Source organism: Rothia mucilaginosa ATCC 25296, assembly GCF_000175615.1.
Lineage (GTDB): Bacteria > Actinomycetota > Actinomycetes > Actinomycetales > Micrococcaceae > Rothia > Rothia mucilaginosa.
Genome location: NZ_ACVO01000015.1, coordinates 130,307 through 145,713, shown reverse-complemented (window position 1 = coordinate 145,713; position 15,407 = coordinate 130,307). Strand labels below are relative to the sequence as shown.

Genomic DNA, 15,407 nt, shown 5'->3' with positions numbered 1-15,407 from the left:
GGAAATTACCTTCAAAAATTCTGAAAGACCGCTGAATGCTACCTCAATATGAAGCACTGAAGGGGAGAAAAGCATGAAGTGCCTATCACATCTCGTGGAGATTTCCTGTATCTCATCCTAGGCATATGCGAGCCACCCAGACCCTCAATACTTATATAGCTAATTCAGAATATATAGTTTTCGTGGTTCCACCCACAAAACCAACCGCACGCCTTCTCCAAGCTCACATATTTACCCCCAAACCACCAGAGCCTCAACCCCCTCAGTAGGCACCCGGCGCGATACACTAGAAGGCGTCAAAACAGGCACATATCCGCCACCCAACACACCAACACCCAGACACCCGCTGAAGGAGGCGCATGGGACGCATCATCCGCCGCACCCGGCGCCGACACCACCACCCCCAGGGCCAGCTCAACCGCCGCTGGGACACTTTCAGCGGCACCACATCCGAACCCCAAAAGCAGCAGGTTCACCGTAGTCGACGCGACCGTCTCGAGGCCGAAAACCTTAGCATCCTCACGAGTGTGCCCGGTATTGACCTCGATCGTCTGCTTGCCCTACGCGACCACGTGAGCGAAACCTCCGAGGTTCAGCGTAAGCGCGCCCCCATGGGGTTCAATCTGCAGACCCTCGAACGGTTCCGTGACTTTATTGACGTGACCGTTCTTGCCTCGCCTTCGCGCACCGCAATCACTGCGTTTCTGCTGGTCATCATCTTCTTTACGCTCACCTTGCTACTGCCCATCTCCTCCAATGATGGGCAGCCCGCGCCTTTCCACCACGCATTTTTTACCTCTACCAGCGCGGTGACCGTGACCGGCCTGACTACCGTCTCCACCGCCGAGCAGTGGTCCACCTTCGGTCAGGCAATGATTCTTGTGGCTTGTCAGGTCGGTGGTTTGGGCACTCTAACCATTACCTCCCTGCTGGCGCTGGCTATCGGCCGTAAGATGGGTCTGCGCACCAAGCTCATCGCACAGGAAGACCTGAACATCAGCCGTCTTGGCGAGGTCGGTGGCATCATCAAGAGCGTCTCCTATGCTTCGTTCTCCATCGAGGCAATCATTGCGCTTGTGCTGATTCCTCGTTTCCTGACCCTCGGCGAAGACCCGTTCCAAGCCATCTGGCACAGCATCTTCTACGCTATTTCAGCTTTCAACAATGCAGGCTTCACCCCGCACTCAGACGGCATCGTGCCCTACGGCCATGATCTCTTCCTGCTCGTGCCCATCTGCATTGCCGTGTTCCTGGGCTCGCTCGGTTTCCCTGTTTTCATTGCGATTCAGCATCATCCTTTCCGCCCCCGCCACTGGTCGCTCACCGCGAAGCTGACCACCGTGACGACCCTGTTTTTCTTTGCTTTTGGCGCGTTCTTCTGGGGTCTCTTCGAGTGGAACAACCCCGCCACCATCGGCGACTACTCCGCAGGCGACAAGGTTCTGAACGCCATTTTTGCTTCTGTAATGATGCGTTCGGGCGGCTTCAATCTGGTCGATATGAGCAGCATTACCCCCGTCTCCACGCTCCTGACGGACATGCTCATGTTCATTGGCGGTGGCTCCGGCTCGACCGCGGGTGGCGTGAAGGTCACGACCATCGCCGTGATTGCCCTGTCTATCCTTGCTGAGGCGCGAGGCGATCAGAAGGTCGTCGCGTTCAACCGCACCATCCCCGAGTCCTCCCTGCGTATTGCTATCTCCGTGATTGTTATGGGTGCTACCGTGGTAGGTGTCGGCGCCGCGTCGATTCTGATTATTAGCGGCGCGGACCTCAAGGAAGTCATTTTCGAGGTCATCTCCGCCTTCGCTACCTGCGGCCTCTCGAATGGTCTCTCCTCCAGCCTGCCGCCGGCGGGTATCTACGTGCTCAGCGGCCTGATGCTCATTGGCCGTGTGGGCACCACAACCGCCGCGACCGGCCTGGCGCTGCGTTCACGCCGCCGCCTCTACAAGTTCCCCGAAGAAAGGCCCACCATTGGCTAGTGCACATAACGCCCCCGTCCTCGTGATTGGTCTGGGACGCTTCGGCTCCGCGGTGGCGGCCCAGCTGCGCCTGCAGAACAAGGAGGTCCTTGCTATTGAGAAGGACCCCGAGCTGGTGCAGAAGTGGTCCGGCGTGCTGACGCACGTGGTCTCCGCCGATGCGACCGATATCGACACCCTGCACCAGTTGGGTGCGGACGATTTCGGTTCCGCCGTGGTGGGTGTGGGTACCTCCGTGGAGGCGTCCGTGCTGATTACCGCGAACCTCGTGGACATTGGTGTGGAGCGTATTTGGGCAAAGGCTATTACCCCCGCGCACGGCAAGATTCTGGAGCGTATTGGCGCGCACCACGTGGTCTACCCGGAGGCGGACGCCGGACGCCGCGCCGCGCACCTCGTCTCGGGTCGTCTGCTGGATTACATTGAGTTTGATGACGACTTCGCGATTGCGAAGATGCGCCCACCGAAGGAAACCCACGGATTCACCCTCGCCGAGTCGGATATTCGATCCAAGTACGGTGTGTCCGTGGTCGGTATTAAGTCCCCCGGTGAGGACTTCACCTACGCGGATGCAACCACCCGCATTCATTCGCGTGACATTCTGATCGTGTCCGGTCAGGTGGACCTGATTGAGCGTTTCGCGGCGCGGCCCTAAGCGCATTTTTCCTCGCTGCGGGGGTTATCTTCCCCAGCTCTGCTGGTTTTGAGGAGCCCGCAGTTGAGTAGCCCGCGATTAGACACAGAAAAAACAGCCTCTTCCCGTTCTGCCGGGAGGAGGCTGTTTTTCTGTAGTTTCACCTAGTCAGAGGGATGCTACCGGACGGTAATAGTCTCCGCTTATTAGTTTCCACTGGTTAATTCCCGCTGGTTAGTCCTCATCAGCAGTGTACAGCTGGCTCATTTCTGCCGAACGTGCCGCGCAGGCGCGCATCGCGTCCTCGGTCAGCTGGAAGAGGCCACCGTCCACAAAGGTGTTCAGTGCACGCTCGGTGGTGCCGTTCGGGCTGGTCACGGCGCGGCGCAGAGCGGGCGCATCCGGGTTGGTGTCGAGCAGGAAGCCCGCACCGGCAACGGTTGCGCTGGCAAGCTTGAGGGCGGTGTCTGCATCCAGGCCGAGCTTCTCACCGGCAGTTGCCATCGCCTCCGCAAGCAGGAACGCGTATGCAGGGCCGGAACCGGAGACGGCGGTGACCGCATCCATCTGGTCCTCGCGGACCTCAACAACCAGACCGACGGTGCCCAGGACCTCTTCAACGAGCTTCTTCTGCTCGTCCTTCACGGTGTCGGTGGTGGAGATGGCGAGCACGCCCTTGCCCACGGAGGAGGGGGTGTTCGGCATGCAGCGAACAATGGGCTGACCTGCGGGAAGGCACGCGGCGAGGGTTTCGAGGGTCACGCCAGCAGCAACGGACACCACAACAGCATTAGGCGCGAGGGCGGGTGCGATATCGCGGGCAAGCTCAACGATGCCGTAGGGCTTCACGCCGAGCAGCACGACGTCTGCGTGGGCGGTTGCCTTGTGGTTGCCGTCGGCTTCGCCGCCGGTGGTGATGATTTCGACCTTGTCGCCGAGGCGCTGGGCGAGGGCGGCGCGAGATTCTTCGCTACGCACGGTGGCGCGGATGTGGGCGGGGTCGTGGCCTGCAGCGAGCAGACCTGCGGCGATGGAGCCATTCATGGAGCCGGTGCCGAGAAAAGCAATAGTTGCGGTCATCGTTGATCCTTCCTAATGGGGTGCCTGCGCCGGGTGCCGGCAGGCGTACCGCCGGTGTGTTCCGGGGGCTACTGTTCGGTGCGCGGCGGGCGCGTGGAGGCGTACCCTTCCAGCATAGCGGGTGCGGCTACGGGCATGTGACCTGGCTCTGTTTCTTCCGCGTTTTCTGAGCGGCGGCTTCGCCTCATGCTCCGCGACCCAATGCGCTGGGCTCCGCTTCTCACGTTCTGGCATGCCGGGGAGGGCGTAATTCTGCGGGCGTAGAATGAAAACAGCTTCGCCCGTGGCAATTTGTGCCGGGCATGAAGCCTTCAAACCACACAGCACGCAACACCCCCCCCCTTCTATGTCTTCTCATACTGGTTCTTCCTCGAATTTTTCCCCGAATAGCCCGCAGAATTCTGCGGGTTTCCGTTCTTTTTCGTTTCGCCTCCTGCTGGGGCTGACCCTTGCCGCGCTGGTCACGGGCGTGTTCAGCGGCTTGGGTGCGATTGCTCTGCATTATGTTCTGGACTTTATGCAGGAGCTAACTTTCGGTCAGGCTGAGGGGCATCACCCGATGGTGACTGACGGTGCCGATCCTGCGCGTCGTGCCCTGGTTTTGGCGGCGCTGGGCCCGTTTGTGGCGCTGGTGTGGTACTACCTGCAGTCCGGTGGGCGGCGTGTGGTTGGCGTGAAGTCGCAGATTGCCGGTGCTACCGAGGAGGACCGTACCCCGTCGCTGTGGCGGCAGATTTCGCATTCGCTGATTCAGATTGTTGCGGTGGGTGCGGGCTCTCCTGTGGGTAAGGAGGTCGCTCCTCGTGAGCTGGGTGCTTTGGCGGCTGGCCGTACCTCGAATCTGCTGGAGCGTCTTGGTTTTGTGGGCGCTGATGGTGCCCCGCTGTTGGGTGTTCGTGAGCGCAGTCTGCTGGTGGCGGCGGGTGCGGCGTCTGGTTTGGCGGCGGTGTATCAGGTGCCGATTGGTGGCGTGGTGTATCTTGTGGAGGCGATGGCTGTTGGTCTGAGCCTGCGGTCGCTGTATGTGGGTGCGGTGACGGTGTGGACGGCGACGGTCACGGCGAATCTGGTGATTGTCAATGAGCCGACGTACCCGGTGCCGCAGCTTCCGTTGGATGCGACGACGCTGACGGTGGCGGCGCTGACGGGTGTGGTGTTGACTCCGTTGGCGTTGGGTTTTAGGGCGTTGTCGCAGCGTGCGGAGAAGTTGAAGGCGAAGGATCGTTCTCTTCTGTGGCGTATTCCTGTGGCGTTTGCGCTGGTCGCGGTGGTTTCGCTGTGGCTTCCAGAGATTCTGGGTAATGGTCGTCTGCTGACTCAGCACACGTTTAATGTGTCGTTGGATGCGGCGGCGGGCGGTTTGACTGCGGCGGCGGCAGTGTATGTGTTGGCGTTGGCTGTTGCGAAGGCTGCGGTGGTGGTGTTGAGTCTGCGTTTCGGTTCTTATGGTGGTACGTTGACGCCGGGCTTGGCGTTGGGTGCGGCGGCTGCGTTTTGTGTGGCGGCGCTGGTGCTGTGGGTGTTCCCGGGTTTGGGCGGGGTGCCGGGTGGTGCGTCGATGGTGTTGTATGCTGCGGCGTTGACGGGTACGGCGGCGTTTTTGGGTATTTCGATGAATGCGCCGCTGTCTGCGTTGACGTTGTTGATTGGTTTTACGGGTCAGGGTGCGAGTGCGTGGCTGCCAATGGCGGTTGCGGTGGGTACGGCGGTGCTGACCCGCTGGGCGTGGACGCGGGTGTTCGGCGCTAAGAAGTAGCTTTCAGAAATAGGGGCGGCCCCGGATGCATGTGTGCGTCCGGGGCCGCCCTGTTTTGGTGTGCCGAAGAACTGCCTTAAATTTGCTTTGACGGCTTTGAAAGGAATAGCAGATAGACTCCGAAGATGAGCTTAATCGCCGCGTCGATATATGCGATTACTTCTAACGGGATGTTGGTAAAAATATATCCTGCAAACACGTTGATGGCGCAGATAAGACCCAGATATATCATTGACTTTCCATGCACAAAATAGTATGGGAAGAAGTGCAGTGCGGTTGCCATCAGCGCTCCCAACCAGATCAATCTCCAATTTTCAGTTGCGAAGAATGGGCCGCCCAGCAAAACCATTAAGACAAACAATAGAATAACGGCACGTGAAGATACTTTCTTTTGAAATTTACTCGAAGGGCCGTCGGCTAGTCTATTCAGCACCTTTTTATTCATGTTGATTGAGAAAAAGCTGACGACGTACCCAATGCTGAATACTTGCATGTTTATTATTTGTTTTCCTCCGGTCATGGTGGCTATTGCGATAACTGCCGCCACCGCAATTAGCCACAACCCGCAGGTCCTCTTATAGTTAAATTCTAACTTTTCGTCTTTGTTGTAGCCCAGAAATGCCATCGATGCCTCCAATAGTCTCTCGTAAAATTATTTCTCTTGTTGTGCCGCTACGTTTTATTGTGAAAAAGTTCTGCCGTACATTAATAACATGCTCCAACCCTTCTGTCTGCTAATTACCTCCTCTGAAATTGTATCAAGATGGCGATAAAATTCCCCTAAGAAACGAGGGGTCAGCACCGGATACGTGTGCGTCCGGGGTCGCCTGATTTTCCTGCACTATTTATAGATCTCCATAGAGAGAAGCTATAGAAGACGGAAATCTAGCCAAAATTTATTAACCACGGTTCAGAGATTCCCACCTTTTAGAAATCCACAGAGCCATCCGCCTACTAATAGAAGTATTTTTACCTTTCAGATTTTCATCTTGCTCGGTTTGTTCATCCTTCAAATTTTTCTCTGAAATTCCAAAAATTTCCGGTTTATACTCACCATAGTTATATCCACGAGCCCTGTGCCCAATATTCAAAAGCCAATATGGGGAACCAAGAATAAACGGTTCTATAACAGAAAAATATTTAGAATCTATCCATTTAGGACAATAAATAAAATTGCGATAATTCTCATCCAAGAGAGCAAAGACATATCTCTGCGAATTATTAATTTTATTCATGGAAGATTTGAATAAATTCTCAAATTTATCGCGTGGCAGGTTCTCCTGAAGAATTCGGAGATAGCCATACTCAGCAAACCTTTCTCCTGATAGGCTCATCCGTGAGGACTCGGCTAGATTAATCCAAAAGATTAGACCATACAGACAAAACAAAAAAAGAAAAACAAAAGATACAGTCACCCAAGCTTTATCTCCTTTATCCGATAGAAGGTAAATAATATATGTACCAGTTAGGGCAAATAGTGTAATCAATATCCCCACAAATACAGGAGCAATGATTAGAATCTCCAGCCAGAGATATATACCGTATCTAAAATTTGGTAGAGGACCAATTTCTTTATCACCATGTATAACCATACTTGCCGGAATGTTTAGGAGCCGCTTCTGTCCGCGTACATTAGGGCAGGCGGAAAGAACTCTCCTCTCCCAGACCGCACGTGTGAGAGCTTCCTTTCGCGAAGATTCAATTTCCCGGTACTCTTCCGATATTTCTACGAGGTTACCCGTATCCGGGACTCCTACAAGTTTCATATACCGCTCAGAGACCTCGAGCCATTCTTTGTACCGGGTTAGCTCAGGAGGCGTCCCTTGCTTGGAGAGTTCCATCTGTTGCGTCGCCCTACGAGCTGTCAAACCGACGCCAATGACAGCAATAATTGCGGCAATAACTGTCGCAGAAGCAGAGACAAACGATTTGCCAAGTTCCTGGTCATGGGTCCAGTGCCAGAGATAGTCCCAGCTGAATCCCTCAGCCAGCACCTGCGCTAACAGTAGTTGGTTCGTCATCGGTGATTGTTCCTTTCCTAGTATTGTCAATTAATTACTATGGCTAAAAATTCATATTTCCAATAGCCCCTAATTAAATATAATAAAATTATCCCTAAAATCTCAAATACATGACACCTAGAACAATATGCAAGGTAGACACCTAGCCAATAGAATCCGATTCATATTTATATTCAGAATATATTTCACCACTATTTTTCACCAAGCAATATACATATGTAGCTAATACACAATCTACACTATCTTCAAGAGAGCTCTCTCCGTCATCCCTTAAGACCATTTTCATCTCATTCGAATAATTATCAGAAATAAAGCTTTCAATAGCTAGAGCAAGACTCTTTCGAATCGTCTTATTTACATAAGAAATAATAATACAGGTAATAATCAAACTAATCGCAAAAAACACAAAGATAGCTGATCCGCTATGAGATTCCCAGAAGGTTTCTTGCCCCTCAATCAGCTTAGCTATCTCCACAACGAAAGCTTCGATTACATAAATAGATATCAGAGAAACTAGCATCCACACCATTACACCCTCAAATATCCTAAAGAAGTAAAACCTAAAAAATTCAAAGACTTTCTGCTTACCCTTCTTAATATTGAGTACATTAAACCTATATATCTCATTGAATAAGTATGTTCCAGAACTGAGGCCAGCATATACGCAGAGAACGACAAGCAATGTAACAAAAGTTACGAATATAAAACCGCTCTCCCTAGGCATAGTTTGAGCAAAGAGAAGCGAAGCCAGCCAGGGTACGATAATCTTTACCCATTCAACACCAGAAAAATAAATCCAAAAGGCGTCTTTGATATCGAACCCAGTGTAACCCCTATTTCGAGAAACTATACGGTTAAATTCATAGACCACTTCGTTATTAGACCTGGAAACATCTTGCTCACTCGCACTGATTCTTTGATTCATAAAGTTTAATTTATGATTACTGCCTACACGTTCTTTATCGATAATTCTATAAGCCAACTCAACAGATACACCTTGAACCTCAGAAGCATATTTAACTCTCTGCAAAATTGATGCATACTTTATCAAGATATCATTTTCGTTATACGTTAACATTAAGGAAGATGACAGGGTAAACCATGCAAAAAATATCAATGTCCATAAAGGAATATCGGCATATCTTTCAAGTTTTATATCCGGCGAAACAATCTGTTTCCCCCATCCTGGACCATTAGCCCAATCACCAAAAAATTCAGGCGCGTAAGATACCCCCTGGAGATACCCGGCCAGAAGACCGTGCCAAAAAACAATTACAAATACGCCAAAAACAATATAGCCCACAACTCTAGCAAACTGCCTATATGCGGCACGTCGGGCTTCACCATTAATACCGCCCGCACCATCCGCAAACTTCCCAACACTAACAAAAAGACTCAGAAGCAAACTCGCAATTGACGCAATAATGCCAATCCTTAAATCGAAAATATAATATGGGGAATTAAAAAATACCCGAATTAATGCCCATAAAACACTATCTACCTTTTCCGGCGATTTGATAATAGTAAGAAGATTAAAAATAAATGGAGAAAAATACATAATGGAAAATCCAAGAAATACTCGCAATGGAATTCTTAAAACATTCCTCCAGAATATTTCCTTCCGTTTCTCTTCATGGTTTTCTCCCCATATTTTATTTACTTTATCAATATTGTAAGAAGCATTAACTTTGTCGATTACATCTTGAACTTCCAACGAATTTTCCTTTCCTACATCTTTGTCGGCGGGTTATATACAAAAGAAAAGCGGTGACCCCGCAGGCCGGTGCCCATTACGCATCAGCCTGCGGGGTTCATCATCATGTTCTACTCACCCAGGAGGGTCTTCGGGTTGACCGGAGTACCCGTACCCTCCGCCAGGTGCTCAATACGCTTCAGGATCAGGCCCTCACGCAGCGCCCACGGGCACACACGCATCGTCTCAACCCCAAACGCCTCCATCGCCGCCTCCGCAGCGATAGCGCCCGCCAGCATCTGCTCCGCACGCGCCTTCGAAACACCCGGCAAATCGCTACGCTCAGACACCGTCATCGCCTCCATACGACGAGTCCACAGGCGCAAATCCTGCAAATGCATCTCACGCTTCACATGCGGGCCCGCCGAATACGGCGCCGCACCACAAATACGCGCCAACGAACGGAACGTCTTCGACGTACCCACCGTCATATCCGGCGCACCATAACGTAGCAGATTCTCCGCAACCGGGGCGATCTGCTCACGCACATACTTACGCAGACGCTTCACCTGCTTCGGCTTCGGCGGCTGCTCATCAAAAAACTCACGCGTCAGACGGCCCGCCCCCAACGGCACGCTCATCGCCGCATCCGGCAACGCATTCGTACCCGTCGAAAACTCAAAAGAACCGCCACCAATATCAAAATCAAGGATGCGGCCCGCGCCCCAGCCCTGCCAGCGGCGCACCGCAAAGTACGTAATCGCTGCCTCCTGATCACCCGAAATACCGTTCAGGCTCACACCGGTCTGCTCACGCACCTGATGCAGCACCGCCGCACCATTACCCGCCTCACGGATAGCGCTCGTAGAAAACGCCAGCAGGTCCTCCGCCTCATTCTCGATCGCGAAGTCGCGGGCGCTAGTCACGAAGCGGGTCAGCGCGTCCGCGCCCTCCTGCGAAATGTTGCCCTCAGCGTCGAGGTACTGCACGAGCTGCAGCGGAATCTTGTGCGACGCGTACGGTTCGGGGCGCGCTCCAGGGCTGCCGTCAATCAGTAGCAGGTGGACCGTATTCGACCCGACATCCAGAACTCCCAGGCGCACGATGCGCTCCCCTCCCCCGCCGCGCGGCGGGATATCGTCTGTGTGCGGTACCGCAGGTGCGGCGCCTCTTCCAGTCTGTCAGAGGCGCGGCTCACTCCGCAAACAATCCGGGCGGATGCCCAGCATCAGCACAGGCATACACATTCCTCGGGCACGCAAAAGGCGCAGGAGGCGCCCCACCCCACTAAGGGGTTCGGGACGCATCCTGCGCCTTTAGGCAAACGCAAAACAGCTAATCAAAGTTTTCAATTATTCTGATTGCTCTTCTTCGCTTTTAAGAACCAGACCTCCATCATGTAGAATCTGACAAATTGTTATTGCAATGGTTGCCTGTAGTTGCGCTTCCTTTTCCGATATTTCAGTAGGTTCCTGACCGTGATGTCCTGGTTCGTAGGGCATCATCTTTACTAGAGATATAAATTTTCCAACAGATTCTTCATTGCTGTCTGCTGGTATTGTACATACCCACTTTTCAGGCTTCGCCGCCAAATCTCGTATAAGAGATGATATGGTAGCCCTTCGGTTATTCGGACTAACAATAGGGGTCAGCATACACTCCACGGCTTTACGTGCATACTCCCACGCCTCTTTGTAGCTTCCACCGTGCATATATGCATTTTTCCAACTATTCCTTAGATGGCTTCCAGCAAGCTCTGGAACAGATTCAGCAACTATATCGTAGCGTTCCTGAACCTCAGGCATAACTCGACGCTCCAAATATACTATAGTTTTGTCGGAGGTCATTAAAATATCCCAGTTTACATTTGCACGTCGCAATATTTCTTTCATATTAATCAGTTTTCTCAATATATCTGATTCATAAGAATGAAGACTCCGGATACTTTCATCCATTGCACTGTGCAAAATATAATCTAATCCATCCAGATACGCTTCTTCACTAGATCTCATGTAACTATAAAACGTTTGAATTGAATGAGATTTTAAACCGGGAGAAATTCTCATTTGCGCAAAAAAGAAATCAAAATTTGGAGATATATCGCGCAGAAGATTATCTATATTCTTATTAATAATAGATTTTACTGATTCTGGAATCGTATCAGATAAAGTAAAAGGCTCCCTTTCCCCGTTCCGGATGCTCAAAGGAACCCAAGAATAATTTTCTATCATTTTCACCTCTCGTTCAGTTCAGATACATATTTAATTTTACAAAATATCTGGGAACAACCGCGTACCGTAAACAATCCGGGCGGATGCCCAGCATCAGCACAGCGAGGGCATAAAAACACAGCGCAAGCCTAAAAAACGCAGCGCGGGCACAAAAACGCGCCGGGCACCCATTCCTCGGGCACGCAAAAGCCCGAGCACGCAAAAGGCGCAGGAGGCGCCCCACCCCACTAAGGGGTTCGGGACGCATCCTGCGCCTTCAGGTAGAAGCGTTACTCGGCGGTCTTCTTCGCCGCGGTCTTACGAGTGGTCGTCTTCTTCGCGGTAGTAGACTTTGCAGTCGTCTTCTTAGCCGTGGTGGTCTTCTTCGCGGCGGTCTTACGCTTGACCGGGCCCTTCGCACGCTTGTCAGCAAGCAGCTGCACCGCACGCTCGTGGGTCAGCGACTCGACCGACTCCGCACGCGGAACCGTAATGTTCGTAATACCGTCGGTGATGTACGGGCCAAAGCGGCCGTCCTTCACCACGATCTTCTTCTCGCTGACCGGGTCCACGCCCAGCTCAGCCAGCGGAGGCTTAGCCGCCGCACGACCGCGCTGCTTCGGCTGGGAGTAAATCTCCAGCGCCTGTTCCAGCGTAATCGTGAAGATCTCGTCTTCGCTGCCAATCGAGCGGGAGTCCGTGCCCTTCTTCAGGTACGGGCCAAAGCGGCCGTTCTGCACGGTAATTTCCACGCCCTCAGCGTCGGTACCGAGCACGCGCGGCAGGCTCATCAGCTGCAGTGCCTGCTCCAGGGTCACGGTCGCCAGGTCCATGGACTTGAACAGGGACGCGGTGCGCGGCTTGGCGGGCTTCGGCTTCTTCTTCGGCTTGGGCTTGCCGTTCTTGTAGTATTCGGTCGGCTGCGCGTCCAGGTACGCCTGAATCTGCTCCTCGGTCATCTCTTCGATGACTTCGGTGACGTAGGGGCCGTAGCGGCCGTCGCGTGCCACAATCTGGTTGCCGGAGACCGGATCAACGCCGAGCACGCGGCCGTCAGACTTGCCCTGTTCGAGCAGTTCGCGTGCCTTCTCTTCGGTCAGTTCGTCCGGTGCCAGGTCGGCGGGTACGTTCGCGCGGATCGGTTCGGTCAGTTCGCCGGTCTCGGTGTCGAGGGTGCCTTCGGCTTCCAGGTAGGGGCCGAACTTGCCCACGCGTAGCACAATGCCGTCCGCGATCGGGATGGAGTTGATGCTGCGGGCGTCAATCTCGCCGAGGTTGTCGACGATGGGCTTCAGGCCGCGCTTGGAGCCGCCGCCGAAGTAGAACTCGCCCAGCCATTCGACGCGGGATTCTTCGCCGCGTGCGATGCGGTCGAGGTCTTCTTCCATCTGGGCGGTGAACTCGTAGTTCACGTAGGGGCCGAAGCTGGATTCGAGCAGGCGCACCACGGAGAAAGCAATCCAAGACGGAATCAGCGAACCAGAACGAACGTTCACGTATCCGCGGTCCATGATGGTCGAAATAACCGCCGCGTAGGTGGACGGGCGGCCAATGCCCAGCTCGTCCAGGGTCTTCACGAGGGACGCCTCGGTGTAGCGCGGAGGCGGCAGGGTCTCGTGGCCGGCGGGTTCAATCGCCTCGGCGGTCAGTGCCTCGCCGGTGGTCAGGTTCGGCAGGCGCTTCTCAGCGTCCTTCGCCTCACGCTCAGCCACGCGGGATGCGTCAACGCCCTCCTCGTAGGCGGCGAGGAAGCCGCGGAAGGTGATGACGGTACCGGATGCAGCAAACTCGGCGTCCTGGCCGTTAGATGCCACGGCGCCCAGGCGCACGGAGGCGGTGGAACCGGTCGCGTCAGCCATCTGGGAGGCGACGGTACGCTTCCAGATCAGTTCGTAGAGGCGGAACTCGTCGTTGGACAGGGAGCCGCGCACAGCGTCCGGGGTGCGGAAGGTGTCACCGGCGGGGCGGATTGCTTCGTGGGCTTCCTGCGCGTTCTTGCTCTTGGAGGTGTACACGCGCGGTGCGGAGGGCACGAATTCTGCGCCGTACAGCTCGGATGCCTGGCGGCGTGCGGCGGAGATCGCCTGCTCGCTCAGTGCGACCGAGTCGGTACGCATGTAGGTGATGTAACCGTTTTCGTAGAGGCGCTGCGCCACCTGCATGGTCACGCGGGAGGAGAAACGCAGCTTACGTGCGGCTTCCTGCTGCAGGGTGGAGGTGGTGAACGGCGCTGCCGGGCGGCGCTTGTACGGCTTGGTCTCAACGGAGCGTACCGAGAACGCGGCGGACTGCAGGGCTGCGGCGAGCGCACGGGCGGCTTCCTCGTTCAGGTGGGTGACCTTGGAGGTGTTGAGGGTGCCGTTGTCGGCGAAGTCCTTGCCGGTGGCGATGCGGTTGCCGTCTACGGCGACCAGCTTGGCGTCGAAGCCTTCGGAGGCTGCGGTCAGGAAGCGTCCGGTCAGGTCCCAGTAGTTGGCGGCGACGAATGCCATGCGTTCGCGTTCGCGCTCAACCACGAGGCGGGTTGCGACGGACTGCACGCGGCCTGCGGAGAGGCCGCGGCCGACCTTGCGCCAGAGTACGGGGGAAATTTCGTAACCGTAGATGCGGTCGAGGATGCGGCGGGTTTCCTGCGCGTCGACCAGGTGCAGGTCGATGTCGCGCAGTTCGCCGAAGGCACGCTGAATGGCTTCCCGGGTGATTTCGGGGAAGGTCATGCGGTAGACGGGTACCTTGGGCTTGAGGACTTCCTTCAGGTGCCATGCGATGGCTTCACCTTCGCGGTCACCATCGGTTGCCAGGTAGAGCGCGTCTACTTCTTTGAGCTTGCGCTTGAGTTCGGCGACCTTTTTCTTCTTGTCGGGGTTGACCACGTAGTAGGGTTCGAAGTTCTCTTCAACGTTGACAGCGAACTTGCCGACGGGGCTCTTTTTGAGGTTTTCGGGCAGTTCGGAGGGCTGCGGAAGGTCGCGGATATGGCCCATGGACGAGTCGACAAGGTAGTCCTCGCCGAGGTAGCTGCTAATGGTTTTGACCTTGGAGGGAGACTCCACAATCAGCAGGGCTTTTCCGGTCTTTGCCTGAGCGGGCACGGCACTCCTCTATCTGTGTGTTGAAAAGCTACGTATTCAACCATAACCTACGCTGGCGCTTGTGGGCGCCGACAGGGTGTGGTGTACGTGGGGTGAGGTGATCGGTGGGGGTGTAGTTTATGTTGGGTTGATGTGGTGCGTTCGGTGCGTTTCATGCGGCGAGCGCGCGGTGGCCCGGCACTGGGCGAGCTGGCACGGTTCTAGTTGATGAGGACCGGGCGTGTTGAGCTTGCATGAGTGCGCAGGGTACTCGGTACATCATACGGTACCGGAGCGGTGGTGTGTGCACGGGGTACATGGGGGCGGGTGCTGGGGCGCGCCGCACCCGCTCACCTGCGTTTCTAGCTGGTGAGGGTATCAGAGTTGGGGTGGGTGCCGTCCAGGTATGCGGGCAGCAGCGGGTACTCGCGGCCGTACACGGTCTGCGGCGCAATGCGCACCCACTGCATTTCGTGGGTTTCGGAGTCGGGCAGGTCGAAGGTGCGCACAATCTGCGGGGTCATTTCCGGCGGCAGCCAGTGGGCGATACCGACCACGATGACGGAGCGGATGCCGTCTTCGAGGGTTTCGTCGATTTCGAAGGCGACGCGGCGGCTGACCACTACGGAGGAGAACTTGTTGCCGCGGGTGGTGCGGATGTAGATTTCCTGCTTGTCGTCTTGGCTGGCGACGGCGTAGAGCACGGGCAGCACATCGACGTGCTGTCCGTCAGTGAGGATGAGGCGGCCGAGAGTGTTTGCGTGCAGACGCTCCCAGCACTTGTCGACGCTGATACTTTCATCGGGGTACAGGTTACTCATGGTTTCAGTGTATGCGATGGGGTGGGCGCTCTTGCGCAGATGACGGTTTTGGTCAGTGGGTGGGTCGGGGCTGTGTCATTGCGCTGCCGCCTATACGCGGTGGGCGCGCCCGGGCAGATGCGGCGGGTGCGTAGAA

General features: G+C 55.0%; 11 protein-coding genes. 3 read left to right on the top strand and 8 right to left on the bottom strand.

Annotated features, from left to right (window positions below; genetic code table 11):
* Positions 1 to 359 precede the first annotated feature (359 nt).
* The gene (locus ROTMU0001_RS04105) at positions 360 to 1,985 is read left to right on the top strand and encodes a TrkH family potassium uptake protein (protein WP_005508290.1); all 1,626 of its coding nucleotides are present in this window, start codon (positions 360 to 362) and stop codon (positions 1,983 to 1,985) included.
* Complete coding sequence (locus ROTMU0001_RS04100; protein ID WP_005504725.1) at positions 1,978 to 2,640, top strand: potassium channel family protein; 663 nt, start codon at positions 1,978 to 1,980, stop codon at positions 2,638 to 2,640. Before ROTMU0001_RS04105 ends, ROTMU0001_RS04100 begins: the two co-directional genes overlap by 8 nt.
* 213 nt (positions 2,641 to 2,853) lie before the next feature.
* Here ROTMU0001_RS04100 and proC read toward each other — a convergent pair whose 3' ends face one another.
* The gene (proC, locus tag ROTMU0001_RS04095; RefSeq protein WP_005504723.1) at positions 2,854 to 3,699 is read right to left on the bottom strand and encodes a pyrroline-5-carboxylate reductase; all 846 of its coding nucleotides are present in this window, start codon (positions 3,697 to 3,699) and stop codon (positions 2,854 to 2,856) included.
* Positions 3,700 to 4,045: 346 nt separating this feature from the next.
* On the opposite strand from proC, the gene ROTMU0001_RS04090 reads away from it, so the two are divergent.
* Positions 4,046 to 5,455: a chloride channel protein gene (locus tag ROTMU0001_RS04090; RefSeq protein ID WP_005504721.1), complete on the top strand. Its 1,410-nt coding sequence runs from the start codon at positions 4,046 to 4,048 to the stop codon at positions 5,453 to 5,455.
* 76 nt (positions 5,456 to 5,531) lie between these two features.
* Here the strand turns inward: ROTMU0001_RS04090 and ROTMU0001_RS04085 are convergent, their stop codons facing one another.
* From ROTMU0001_RS04085 to ROTMU0001_RS04060, 7 genes are all read right to left on the bottom strand, one after another.
* Positions 5,532 to 6,080 (bottom strand): DUF6609 family protein, encoded by a 549-nt coding sequence (locus ROTMU0001_RS04085; protein WP_005504717.1) that lies wholly within the window; start codon positions 6,078 to 6,080, stop codon positions 5,532 to 5,534.
* Between the two features lie 274 nt (positions 6,081 to 6,354).
* The gene (locus tag ROTMU0001_RS04080; protein WP_005508287.1) at positions 6,355 to 7,476 is read right to left on the bottom strand and encodes a hypothetical protein; all 1,122 of its coding nucleotides are present in this window, start codon (positions 7,474 to 7,476) and stop codon (positions 6,355 to 6,357) included.
* Positions 7,477 to 7,618: 142 nt separating this feature from the next.
* Complete coding sequence (locus ROTMU0001_RS04075) at positions 7,619 to 9,190, bottom strand: hypothetical protein (RefSeq protein WP_005508286.1); 1,572 nt, start codon at positions 9,188 to 9,190, stop codon at positions 7,619 to 7,621.
* A gap of 110 nt (positions 9,191 to 9,300) precedes the next feature.
* Entirely contained in the window at positions 9,301 to 10,272 is a 972-nt protein-coding gene (locus ROTMU0001_RS04070) for a Ppx/GppA family phosphatase (protein WP_005508285.1), read from the bottom strand.
* Between the two features lie 249 nt (positions 10,273 to 10,521).
* The gene (locus ROTMU0001_RS09095; RefSeq protein ID WP_155115046.1) at positions 10,522 to 11,400 is read right to left on the bottom strand and encodes a hypothetical protein; all 879 of its coding nucleotides are present in this window, start codon (positions 11,398 to 11,400) and stop codon (positions 10,522 to 10,524) included.
* Positions 11,401 to 11,669: 269 nt separating this feature from the next.
* The gene (gene topA, locus ROTMU0001_RS04065) at positions 11,670 to 14,471 is read right to left on the bottom strand and encodes a type I DNA topoisomerase (protein WP_005508282.1); all 2,802 of its coding nucleotides are present in this window, start codon (positions 14,469 to 14,471) and stop codon (positions 11,670 to 11,672) included.
* Positions 14,472 to 14,812: 341 nt separating this feature from the next.
* Positions 14,813 to 15,271 carry a pyridoxamine 5'-phosphate oxidase family protein gene (locus ROTMU0001_RS04060; protein WP_005508281.1) on the bottom strand — a complete coding sequence of 153 codons (459 nt, stop codon included), beginning with the start codon at positions 15,269 to 15,271 and terminating at the stop codon, positions 14,813 to 14,815.
* Positions 15,272 to 15,407 lie beyond the last annotated feature (136 nt).